Annotated in this window: 15 protein-coding genes; 2 read left to right on the top strand and 13 right to left on the bottom strand. The window is 70.8% G+C overall.

Going from position 1 to position 11,020, the window contains the following annotated elements; all coding sequences use genetic code 11:
• Positions 1-624 (top strand): zinc-binding dehydrogenase (locus tag IFT89_RS18255; protein WP_202939658.1); only part of this gene is annotated, 624 nt, incomplete at its 5' end.
• Between the two features lie 360 nt (positions 625-984).
• Here the strand turns inward: IFT89_RS18255 and IFT89_RS18250 are convergent.
• The 9 genes from IFT89_RS18250 to hemQ form a co-directional block, all read right to left on the bottom strand.
• On the bottom strand, positions 985-1,275 hold the full coding sequence (locus IFT89_RS18250; RefSeq protein ID WP_064294905.1) for a hypothetical protein: 291 nt from the start codon (positions 1,273-1,275) through the stop codon (positions 985-987).
• 111 nt (positions 1,276-1,386) lie between these two features.
• Positions 1,387-1,797 (bottom strand): DUF4190 domain-containing protein, encoded by a 411-nt coding sequence (locus IFT89_RS18245; protein ID WP_138945552.1) that lies wholly within the window; start codon positions 1,795-1,797, stop codon positions 1,387-1,389.
• Positions 1,798-1,989: 192 nt separating this feature from the next.
• Positions 1,990-2,337, bottom strand: a complete 348-nt coding sequence (locus IFT89_RS18240; RefSeq protein WP_064294907.1) for a hypothetical protein — start codon at positions 2,335-2,337, stop codon at positions 1,990-1,992.
• A 108-nt stretch (positions 2,338-2,445) separates the two neighbouring features.
• Positions 2,446-3,861 (bottom strand): glutamate-1-semialdehyde 2,1-aminomutase, encoded by a 1,416-nt coding sequence (gene hemL, locus IFT89_RS18235; protein WP_191942045.1) that lies wholly within the window; start codon positions 3,859-3,861, stop codon positions 2,446-2,448.
• Positions 3,858-4,865, bottom strand: a complete 1,008-nt coding sequence (hemB, locus tag IFT89_RS18230) for a porphobilinogen synthase (protein ID WP_086475190.1) — start codon at positions 4,863-4,865, stop codon at positions 3,858-3,860. Before hemB ends, hemL begins: the two co-directional genes overlap by 4 nt.
• A 61-nt stretch (positions 4,866-4,926) precedes the next feature.
• Positions 4,927-5,751: a uroporphyrinogen-III synthase gene (locus IFT89_RS18225; protein ID WP_137244240.1), complete on the bottom strand. Its 825-nt coding sequence runs from the start codon at positions 5,749-5,751 to the stop codon at positions 4,927-4,929.
• On the bottom strand, positions 5,748-6,695 hold the full coding sequence (gene hemC / locus IFT89_RS18220) for a hydroxymethylbilane synthase (RefSeq protein WP_064294911.1): 948 nt from the start codon (positions 6,693-6,695) through the stop codon (positions 5,748-5,750). Before hemC ends, IFT89_RS18225 begins: the two co-directional genes overlap by 4 nt.
• On the bottom strand, positions 6,692-7,942 hold the full coding sequence (locus IFT89_RS18215; protein ID WP_244650842.1) for a ferrochelatase: 1,251 nt from the start codon (positions 7,940-7,942) through the stop codon (positions 6,692-6,694). Before IFT89_RS18215 ends, hemC begins: the two co-directional genes overlap by 4 nt.
• Complete coding sequence (gene hemQ, locus IFT89_RS18210; protein WP_064294913.1) at positions 7,942-8,664, bottom strand: hydrogen peroxide-dependent heme synthase; 723 nt, start codon at positions 8,662-8,664, stop codon at positions 7,942-7,944. The genes IFT89_RS18215 and hemQ overlap by 1 nt, the downstream gene beginning before the upstream one ends.
• 91 nt (positions 8,665-8,755) lie before the next feature.
• Between hemQ and IFT89_RS18205 the strand changes: the two genes are divergently transcribed.
• A complete protein-coding gene (locus IFT89_RS18205; RefSeq protein WP_071260458.1) occupies positions 8,756-9,217 on the top strand; it encodes a GNAT family N-acetyltransferase in 462 nt (153 codons plus the stop codon).
• Between the two features lie 16 nt (positions 9,218-9,233).
• On the opposite strand, the gene IFT89_RS18200 is transcribed toward IFT89_RS18205, so the two are convergent.
• The 4 genes from IFT89_RS18200 to IFT89_RS18185 all read right to left on the bottom strand — a co-directional run.
• On the bottom strand, positions 9,234-9,485 hold the full coding sequence (locus IFT89_RS18200; protein WP_079003603.1) for a DUF3618 domain-containing protein: 252 nt from the start codon (positions 9,483-9,485) through the stop codon (positions 9,234-9,236).
• Positions 9,475-9,897: a phage holin family protein gene (locus IFT89_RS18195; protein WP_064294953.1), complete on the bottom strand. Its 423-nt coding sequence runs from the start codon at positions 9,895-9,897 to the stop codon at positions 9,475-9,477. Before IFT89_RS18195 ends, IFT89_RS18200 begins: the two co-directional genes overlap by 11 nt.
• Positions 9,898-9,914: 17 nt before the next feature.
• Entirely contained in the window at positions 9,915-10,376 is a 462-nt protein-coding gene (locus tag IFT89_RS18190) for a hypothetical protein (RefSeq protein ID WP_228501918.1), read from the bottom strand.
• Between the two features lie 93 nt (positions 10,377-10,469).
• A partial coding sequence (locus IFT89_RS18185; protein ID WP_374190804.1) for a protoporphyrinogen/coproporphyrinogen oxidase occupies positions 10,470-11,020 on the bottom strand: 551 nt, incomplete at its 5' end.

Below are 11,020 nucleotides of genomic sequence, written 5' to 3'. Positions count from 1 at the left end.
ACCGCCGGGTACACCGCGGCCCTCGCCGTGCTCGCGCTCGAGCACGGCAGCGCGACCTCCGGCGCCGTCCGCGTCGGCGGGCTCCCTGTGCTCGTGACGGGAGCGGGTGGTGGCGTCGGAAGCATCGCGATCGCACTGCTGGCCGCCGCCGGCTTCGAGGTCGCCGCCTCGACCGGGCGGGTCGACGAGCTGGGTGACGCCCTGCGGCGGCTCGGTGCGACGTCGATCGTCGATCGTGCCGAGTTCGCCGAGGCCGGCCGGCCGCTCGGCAGCCAGCGCTGGGCGGGAGCCGTCGACTCCGTCGGCGGTCAGACGCTCGCGACGGTCCTGTCGCAGGTCGAGTACGGCGGGACGGTCGCCGCCTGTGGGCTCGCCGGTGGGTCCGATCTCCCGACGTCGGTCATGCCGTTCATCCTCCGCGGGGTCACGCTCGCGGGCGTGAACTCCGTCGAGGCACCGCTCCCCCTGCGGCAGGCCGCCTGGGAGCGCGTGACCACCGCGCTCGACCTCGACGTCCTCGACACGCTGACCGAGACGGTCTCCCTCGCCGAGGCGACGGATGCGGCGGAACGGGTCCTCGCAGGCTCGGTCCACGGCCGGATCGTCGTCGACGTCCGCGCCTGACCGGGCCCAAGGAACATGCCCGGCCGTCCCCAACTCAGGAGAACCGCGGCGCGGCGCACGCCCACCCCGGCGACACACCGGCCGACTCCTGAGACAGGGACATCACCCGACCCGCCGTCCCTAACTCAGGAGAGTTGCGGCGCGGCGCACGCCCACCCCGGCGACACACCGGCCGACTCCTGAGACAGGGACATCACCCGACCCGCCGTCCCTAACTCAGGAGAGTTGCGGCGCGGCGCACGCCCACCCGGGCGACCCACCGGCCGAGCCCTGAGACAGGGACACCGCCCAGCGCTCCAGGAACGCGACAGCGGCCGGTGCCCGAAGGCGACCGGCCGCTGCCGACGGAACTGCTGAGACTCAGTAGCCGGCGGTCGACATGACCGAGCCGAGCGCGACGGCGTAGAAGATGCCGCCGATGATGCCGAGCACAACGAGGATGATGCCGATGATGACACCGATCTTGGCGAGCTGGTTCGGGTAACCGGCGTCCTTCGACTGCTTCTGCGCGACGAGGCTGATGATCAGGCCGACGAGCGGCACGACGATCGCGAGGATGAGGCCGACGAGGCCGAGCGTCTTGCCCGGGTAGTCGGCGGGCAGGGCGCCGCCCGGCTGCTGCGGGGCGTTGTACTGGGGTGCGTTGGTCATGATGGTTCCTCTCGAGGATGGTAGATGCGCCACGGGCGCGAGCCAACAGTAGTGGGTTAGGTACCCGACAGGCGATGGGGACAACTCCCCAATCGACCGGATGTCACCGGGTTACGGGCAGGTGATGGTGGTCGTGCCGTCGGTGTGGACACCGCTCCCGAGGGAGGCGCACGCCTCGTTGAACGCCGCAGCACCGATCGCGATACCCGCGATGGTCGCGATGATCGCGATGACGATGAAGACGATCGACAGGATGAGGCCGACCTTCGCCAGCGTGTTCTTGACACCCGCGTTCTTCGACTGCACCAGGGCGACGATGCTGAGGATGAGGCCGATCGGCGGGGCGAGGAACGCGAGGATCAGGCCGACGATGCCGAGCGTCTTGCCGGCGGTCGCGTCGCCGGAGGGAGCTGCGCCGCCGGAGTACGCGGGAGCCGCGCCGTACTGGTCCTTCGGGGGCTGCGGCGCCTGGGGAGCCTGCGGCGGCTGGCCGGGGTATTCACCGGGAGGAGGAGTCGACATGGCTGTGGTCCTTTCGAACAGGCGGATCTACGGAGGTTCGAGCGGGCCCAGAATACCGGTCAGACGTCGTTTTGTGCCCTGTTCGAGGCAAATGATTGCGCACGGCCCCGATCAGCGCCAGGATGCGCGGACAGCGCGTCCTCGCCCACGATCCGGATCCAGCCGAGACCGCCGCGCGTTCAGCAGCTCGACCTAGTGCAGATCGAGGGCGGCGATGAGCTCGGCGCTGCGACGAGTCGTGATGATGAGCCGCGAGTACTCCGCGTCTTCGAGGTCGATGACGACCGACGGTTTGGTGCCCTTGATGACCAGGAAGTCCATACCACCGTGGAACTTCCACTGGCCGATGGCGAGCGTCAACGGGATCGCGGTGCCCGGCGCACGGATGCCCCGGACCCAGATCCACGGGTCGTCGGTGATGGTGGCGGAACGGATGCTCGACCGTGGCACGACGACGTTGCTCCGACGCAGCGAGAGCGCCTTGTCGTACGCGGACAGCTCGATCTCCAGTCGGTCGGGGTGCAGACGCAAGGAGGCCATGCCTCTAGTCTGCCAACCCCCGCCGACGTTCGCGTTGCCGGAAGTTCACAAAGCGGTAACGCATGCCCTGTGCAGCGTCCGACGTCGCCTGCGGAGCGACCGTCCGACTCAGCGGATGGCCGCCGCAGCCGCACGGGCCGCCGCGGGCAGGGCGTCGACGATGCGCCCGATCGCCTCGTCATCGTGCGCCGCGGAGACGAACCAGGCCTCGTACACGCTCGGCGGGAGCGACACCCCAGCGTCGAGCATGCGGTGGAAGAAGGCCGGGTAGCGGAAGGCGTCCTGCCGCAGGACCGCGGCGTAATCGGTCGGTGCCGTCTCGCTGAAGGCGAAGGAGAACAGGTTCCCGGCGCGCTGCACGGTGTGCGCGACCCCGGCCTCCGTGAGCGCGTTCGAGGTCGCCTCGGACACGATCGCGGCCGCCGCGTCGACCCGACGGTAGACGTCCTGGTCGGCCAGGCGCAGCGTCTCGATGCCGGCGGCGAGGGCCACCGGGTTCCCCGAGAGTGTGCCGGCCTGGTAGACCGGGCCGGTCGGTGCGAGCAGGTCCATGAGCTCGGCGCGCCCACCCAGCGCAGCGAGGGGCATGCCACCGCCGATGACCTTGCCGAAGGTGAAGAGGTCGGGCTGGTACACGCCGACGGGGATGCTGATGGCGCCGGTCGAGTTCGCGACGGCGTGGTTGCCGGCCTCCCAGGCCTCTGCGCCCGGGACGGGCTCCGTGCCCGGCGCGACGGCGGCGAGTCCGCGGTTGTCGAGCCCCCACCAACCGGCGGAGGAGACGCGGAACCCGGTGAGCACCTCGTCGATGATGACCAGCGAGCCGTACTCGTGCGCGAGCTTCACGACGCTCGCGTTGAACCCGGGAGCCGGCGGGACGACGCCCATGTTGGCGGAGGCCGCCTCCATGATGATCGCGGCGATGTCCTGGCCGCGCTCGGCGAAGACCTCGCGGAGCGCCGCCCGGTCGTTGTACGGGACGACGATCGTCTGGGCGGCCGTCTCGGCGGTGACCCCGGCGGACCCCGGCAGGGCGAGGGTCGCGACGCCCGACCCCGCTTCAGCGAGCAGGCCGTCGGAGTGGCCGTGGTAGTGCCCGGCGAACTTCACGATGAGGCTGCGACCGGTGGCACCGCGCGCGAGGCGGATGGCCGTCATGGTCGCCTCAGTGCCGGTGGAGACCATGCGCAGCTTCTCGATCGGCGCGACACCGGACGCCTGGACGCGCTCCTTGACGAGCTCCGCGAGCTCGGTCTCGGCCGGGGTGGACGCGCCGAAGGAGAGGCCGCGGGCCGCAGCGGCCTGCACGGCCTCGACGACCTGCGGGTGCGCGTGTCCGAGGAGCGCGGGGCCCCACGCGCTCACGAGGTCGACGTACTGCACGCCCTCGGAGTCGGTGATGTAGGGTCCGGTCGCGGACACCATGAACCGCGGCGTGCCGCCGACGGAGCGGAAGGCACGGACGGGCGAGTTCACCCCACCGGGGATCGACCGCTGGGCTCTGGCGAATGCTGCGTCGTTCATCGGGTTCCTCCTGCACGCAGACCGCGCGCCTCATCCAACCAACCGGCGAGTTCGACGGCCCAGTAGCTCAGGACGACCTCGGCTCCGGCGCGCTTGATGGACAGCACCGACTCCTCGATCGCGCGTCGGCGGTCGATCCAGCCCTGCCGGGCGGCGGCCTCGATCATCGCGTACTCGCCGGACACCTGGTACGCCCAGACCGGGATCGACACCGTGTCCGCCACGTCGGCCAGGACGTCGAGGAAGCTCCCTGCGGGCTTCACCATGACGATGTCGGCGCCCTCGGCCTCGTCGATGAGCGCCTCGCGCAGGCCCTCACGGCGGTTGGCGGGGTCGAGCTGGTAGGTGCGGCGGTCGCCCTGCAGCTGCGAGTCGACGGCCTCGCGGAAGGGGCCGTAGAGCGCGGACGCGAACTTCGCCGAGTAGGCGAGGATGATCGTGTCGTCGAACCCGGCGGCGTCGAGCGTCTCGCGGACGGCGGCGACCTGGCCGTCCATCATGCCCGAGAGGCCGAGGAGGGCCGATCCGGACTCGGCCTGGGCCAGCGCCATGTCGCGGTAGCGGTCGAGCGTGCGGTCGTTGTCGACGCGCCCGCGGTCGTCGAGGACGCCGCAGTGTCCGTGGTCGGTGAACTCGTCGAGGCAGAGGTCGGTCTGCACGACCAGGGCGTCGCCCACCTCGGCGACGAGCGCGCGGGTCGCGACGTTGAGGATGCCGTCGGGGTCGGTCGCGCCGGAACCCACGGCGTCGCGCTCGGCCGGGACGCCGAAGAGCATGACCCCACCGATGCCGGCCGCTGCCGCCTCAGCCGCGGCCCGCTTGGCGCTGTCGACGGTGTGCTGCCGGACGCCCGGCATCGAGGAGATCTCGACCGGCTCGGAGACGCCCTCCCGCACGAACATGGGAAGCACCAGCTCCGCCGGGTCGAGTCGCGTCTCGCTGACGAGGCGACGGATGGCCGGCTGCTGCCGGAGACGACGGGGACGGGTCTCGGGAATGCTCACCCGTCCAGCCTACGCGCCGCTGCCGACGCGCCCTCCCGGTTCGCGCAGGGCGTGAAGCCGGTCAGCGGATCCCGTCGCCGGCGTCCTCGTCGCGGTTCTGGCTGAGCGCCACGGACACGATCGCCTCGATCAGCGAGTCGACCGTCTGCTGCTCCGCCACGACGTCGACCCGGAGCCCGTAGCCTCGGGCGTCACGAGCCGTGCGGGGTCCGATCGCGGCGATGACGGTGCTCTCGGGGATCTCGGGGAATTGCGAACGGACCTGCTCCGCCACGCTGCCCGAGGTGACGAGGATGGCACGCACCCGGCCGCTGGCGACGTCGGCGACGATCTTCTCTGCCACCGGGACACCGACCGTGCGGTAGGCCACGACGGACTGGACGTCGTGTCCGGCGGCGATCAGGCCCTCCGTGAGGAGCGGCTTGGCGATGGCCGAGCGGAGCGTGAGGATGCGCTTCGGGTGCGGTTCGAGCGCCGTGAGCTCCTGCACCATGCCCTTGGCGGAGTTGTCCTTCGCCGGCACGAGGTCGACGCTGTAGCCGACGGCGGTGAGCGCGGCAGCGGTCGTCTCGCCGACGGCGGCGACCCTCGTCGTCTCGGGGATCCGGATCCGCTGCGAGGACAGCACGTCGACCGTGGTCGCGCTCGTCACGGTCAGCCAGTCGAACTCGCCAGCCTCGAGCGCCGCGAGCGCGGCCCCGAGGGTCTCCGGGTCGTCGGTGCTGGCGAAGTTGATCATCGGGGCGACGACAGGCGACCCGCCCTTGCCACGGACCGTCCCGGCGACCGAGTCGCCCCACGGACCGCCGCGCGGCACGAGGACGCGCCACCCGCCGAGCGGCTTGGTGGCGGTGGGAACGGTGTTCGACTTCGTCCAGTCCTTCACGCAGCGCCTCCCAGCGGGGCGAGGTCGGCTGCGCCGGCCTCGATGAGCTCGTCCGCGAGCGAGACACCGAGCGCGTCGGCCGCTTGCAGCAGCTCCCGTCCGTGTCCGTCGCCGGAGAACCCCTCCGCGCGGCTCTCCCGGTGGATCATCTCGGTGCCGTCGAGCGAGTAGACGGCGGCCTGCAGCACGAGGTCCTCGTCGTCGAGCCAGGCTGCGGCACCGACGGGGGCCGAGCAACCGGCCTCGAGTCGACGGAGCACGGCCCGCTCCGCCGTCGCCTGCCAGCGGCTCGGCGCGTGGTCGAGCAACGCGATGGAACCGGCGATGGACGATTCGTCGTCGTCGAGGCACTCGATCGCGAGCGCCCCCTGCCCCGGCGCGGTCGGCCAGGTGTCGAGGTCGAAGAGCCCGGTGACGGCGTCGAGGCGTCCGAGGCGGGTGAGACCGGCGGCCGCGAGGACGACGGCGTCGAGGTCGTCGTCGATCCGGCGCAGGCGGGTGTCGATGTTGCCGCGGATGTCGACGACCTCGAGGTCGGGCCGGATGCGCTTCAGTTGGGCGATCCGACGCGGTGAACCGGTGCCGATCCTGGCACCCTGCGGCAGGTCGTCGAGTGAGCGGTCGTCGGAGGCGCACAGGGCGTCGCGCGGATCCTCGCGCATCGGCATGGCGGCGATCGTGAAGCCCTCGGCCGGAGCCGTCGGCAGGTCCTTCAAGGAGTGCACGACGAGATCGCAGGCGCCGTCGAGCAGGGCGTCGCGGAGTGCGTTGACGAACACACCCGTCCCGCCGATGGTCGAGAGCGACTCGCGGCTGGTGTCGCCCTGCGTCGTGACGGTGACGATCTCGACGTCCTCACCGGTGGCCGCTGTGAGGGCGTCGGCCACATGACCGGTCTGCGCCAGCGCCAGGGCGCTGCCGCGGGTTCCGATGCGAAGGGTCATGGGGCGATCCCCGAGAACGCCGGTTTGAAGCCCAGCCGGGCGTTCTCGCAGCACCCGGGGCGGCAGACGTCGTACCAGGGGCCGAGGTCGGTCATGTGGGGTCGTTCCTCGACGGGCGTGCCGTCGCGGCGCTCGAGGACGAGGTCGACGAGTCCCTTGACGTAGGCGGCGGCAGTGCCCGGCGTCGGGACGCGGACGGCGGCCAGGCCGTGCTCGCCGGCCGTCTCGATGGCCTCGTTGTCGAGGTCCCACATGACCTCCATGTGGTCGCTCACGAAGCCGAGCGGCACGATGACGATCGCCTTGCGGCCGGCGGCGGGCAGCTCTGCGATCGCGTCGTTGATGTCGGGCTCGAGCCACGGCATGCTGGGCGGGCCCGAACGGGACTGGTAGACGAGCTGCCACGGCACCGAGACACCGCTGCCGACCGCGCCACCGAGGACACCGGCCTCACGGAGCTGGTCGATGGCGTTCGCCATGACGACCTCGGCCACCGCGAGGTGCTGGGCCTCGTACGCGCCGTGGTCGCCGAAGCCGCGGAAGTCGGGACCGGAGCGTGCGGCGTCGCCGGTGGGGATCGAGTGCGTCGCGAAGAGCACCTCGATCTCCGTCTCGGCGGAGAGCTCGGGCTGCTCGCGCAGGTACTCGGCGATCGCCTCACGGACGCCGTCGATGAACGGGGTCACGAAGCCGGGGTGGTCGAAGAACTGACGCACCTTGTCGATCTGGATCTCGCCCTGGAGGTTCGTCTCGTCGACGGCGATCGCGAAGTCCTCGCGGTACTGCCGGCAGCTCGAGTACGAGGAGTAGGCGCTCGTGGCGATCGCGATGAGCTTCGTGAAGCCGCGCTCGTGCGCCTCGGTCAGCGCGTCGCGCAGGTATGGGTCCCAGTTGCGGTTGCCCCAGAGGACCGGGAGGTCGATGCCACGGGAGGCGAGCTCGAGCTCCAGGGCCGCCTTGAGCGCACGGTTCTGGTCGTTGATGGGGCTGACGCCACCGAAGTGGCGGTAGTGGTGCGCCACCTCTTCGAGACGCTCCTCGGGGATCCCGCGCCCGCGCGTGACGTTGCGGAGGAACGGGATGACGTCGTCCTGGCCCTCAGGCCCGCCGAAGCCGGCGAGGAGGATGGCGTCATAGTCCGTCGGCTCGGAGACGTGCTCAGGACCAGCCGCTGCGGCGTCGGTCGCGCCGCGGACGATGCGCTCGGGGGACTCTGCTCCGGTGCTCCCCAGGTTCATGGCTGCCATCAGCGCACCACCTCCAATGCCTCGGCGGGCGTGATACGGCGGCCCGTGAAGAACGGCACCTCTTCGCGCACGTGGCGGCGCGCTTCGGTGTTGCGCAGGTCGCGCATGAGGTCGACGAGTTCGACGACGTCGTCGGCCTCGAGCGGCAGGAGCCACTCGTAGTCGCCGAGGGCGAAGGAGGCGACGGTGTTGGCGAGCACACCCGTGAACGCCGCACCCTGACGGCCGTGCTCGGCGAGCATCTTGCGACGCTCCTCCTCCGGCAGGAGGTACCACTCGTAGCTGCGCACGAAGGGGTACAGGCAGAGCCAGCCCTTCGGCTCGATGCCGCGGAGGAACCCGGGGACGTGCTGCCGGTTGAACTCGGCGTCGCGGTGGACGCCCATGGCGTTCCAGGTGGGTGCCAGCGAACCGAGGATGGCGGTGCGGCGCAGCTCGCGGAGGCCGGCCTGCAGGCCCTCGGCGGTGTCGCCGTGGAGCCACAGCATGAGGTCGGCGTCGGCGCGGAGGCCGGAGACGTCGTAGATGCCGCGCAGGGTCACGCCCTGGGCTTCGACGAGCGCGATGGATGCTTCGAGTTCGGAGACATGCTCTTCGCCGAGCGGCAGCGCACTCGCCGGCTCGCGGCGCAGGACAGCCCAGAGGGTGAATCCTGAGGGGCCAGTCGGGGTGGCTGAGTCGGTCGGGTGGTGCGATGCCTCGGCAGAGGCCGGGTGAGTCATAGTCCTATCCTCACCCAGTTCGGTCGATTGGGCAAAAGGGGCAGGTCACGATTGACACCGAGCCCAGCCTCACCGCCGATACAGTCGGGTGATGACCAGCGAGCAACCTCCCGTCGAGTACCACGTCGCCAGAGCGGCCGAGATGGATCCGGTGACGCTCTACCGCGTGCTGAAGATCCGCGTCGACGTCTTCGTCGTCGAGCAGACGGCGCTCTTCGCCGATCTCGACGGTCGCGACATCGAGGACGGGACGCTCATCGCCTGGGCGCAGGAGGGCGACGAGGTGCTCGCGACGATCCGGATCCTGACCGAGGCCGAGCACTCGGAGATCGGACGGGTGGCCACCGCGTTCACCGCCCGCGGGCGGGGTCTCGCCGCGGAACTGATCCGCCGCGCCGTCGCCGACCACGGGCATCGGGAACTCCGCATGGGCGCCCAGAAACGCCTCGCCGACTGGTACGGCCGGTTCGGGTTCGAGATCAGCGGCCCCGACTACGTGGAGGACGACATCGTGCACGTCCCGATGACGCGCGTCGCCACGCCGAGCGACTGACCGGCGGCGGGACGCGTCAGCGCGCGATGGCGCGGACGATGCCCCACACTGCCAGCCCGGCCGCACCGGCGAGGCCCGCGACACCGGCGTAGAAGACCGCCGGGCGTTCGACCTTGACGGTCGCGATCTGCACGATGGCACGACGCTTGGCGCGGTGCACCTGCTTCGGGACGTTGAGCTTGTCCTCGATCGCGTTCAGCGTGGCGACGAGCTCGGCACGAGCCTGCTCGGGCGAGGGCGTCGCCCCCGGGAACTGGTCAACGGTCATACTCGCCGAGTCCCTTCACTGCCTTGATGTCTTCCTTCACGTTGTCCATCGGGCTCGGGTCCTCGTTGATCTTCTTGAAGTACCGCAGCGCGATCAGCACGAGGACCGCAGCGACGAGGACGAAGAGCACGAAGACGCAGAGCGCTGCCAGCCACGAGGGCATGACGAGCGCGAGCGCGAGGATCAGCACGGCGACGAGCACGCCGACCGCGAAGAAGAGGAACACCGCGGCACCGGCGACGAAGGCCGCGCCGATACCCGCGTACTTGCCCTTGTGGGCGAGCTGCGTCTTGAGGTTGGCGATCTCGGCCTTGACCAGGTTCGAGACGACCCCCGGCAGCTGGCCGACGAGGGTCAGGAGGGACTCGTCGCGCTTGTCGTAACGCGGCTCCGACCGGTTGCGGTCACTCATGAACGGCATCGTCGGTGCTACTCGCCGCTCTTGGGCTTCGGAGCCGTCGTCTTGGGCGCGGCAGGCTTGCGCACTGCGGGCTTCGAGGCCGACGACGTCGAGGTGCCGGAGGCCGTGCGGGCGTCCTTGACCGTCTCGGACACGTCCTGGACGGTGTCCTCGGTCTTGGAGATGGCCTTGTCGAGCTTCTGGCCGGGCGTCGAACCCTGCTGGCTGACGACCTTCGCGACGGCGCTGACGCCGCTCCACAGAGCCGCGGGGACCTCGCTGATGCGTGCCTTGGCGAAGTCCTCGACCTTGCCGCGCTGCGCGCGCACCGGCTTCGCGTTCCACAGCTTGACCCACTGCGTCTTGATCTGCTCGTAGCGTTCGCGTCCGGCGCGGGTACCGAGCACGTAGCCCGTGAGCCCACCGACGACGAACATGACCTTGCCCTTCATGGCGCCTCCGTCTGTTCGAGTGGTGCTGTGATGCTGCATCCAACGGGACCAGCGTAGTCGGGTGTCACTCCGACGCCACCATCCGGTCGGGGGTTGACAGGAAAAGATGCCGGGTCGGGCATATGGGCGCGTCTACCGCTGCAGCGCCTGATGGCGGAGTCGTGCCGCCGCCTCGTGGGCGTCGGGGACCACCGAGGCGAGCCCCGTGCCCGACAACCAGGCACCCGTGACCGCGAGGTCGGGCACCTCGGCCACCGCTTCCCGGATGGCCGTCGAGCGTTCACGCTGGCCGCGCGCGGCGGTCGGCTGCGTCCCCGTCCAGGAGATGCGGTGGAAGCCGCGGACGCTGCCCGGGTCGAGCTGGACGCCGAGCATCACCGACGCATCGTGCAACGCCGTCGAGAGCAGCTCCTCGTCGGTCAACGCGCTCGTCGCGTCGGCCTCGCCCTGACGGCCGAAGGACAGGCGGACGACGTGGCGGTGCTCGCCATGCTCCTTCGCGCGGTCGGCGAGCCAGGCCCACTTCGCCGTCGCGTGGGTGAGCGCCTTGGCGTGGAGCGTCGAGCCGGGTGCGACGAGCAGCCCGGAGCCACGCGGTGCGGCGTCGAGGGCCGGTTCGTCGAGCACGATCGTCACGAGCTCGATGGGCGCGGGCAGGACCGGGTCGCCCGCGTCGTCGCCGG

Origin of the sequence: Plantibacter sp. CFBP 13570 (assembly GCF_014841395.1) — a bacterium.
Lineage (GTDB): Bacteria > Actinomycetota > Actinomycetes > Actinomycetales > Microbacteriaceae > Plantibacter > Plantibacter auratus.
This window is presented reverse-complemented; position numbering and strand designations above follow the sequence as displayed.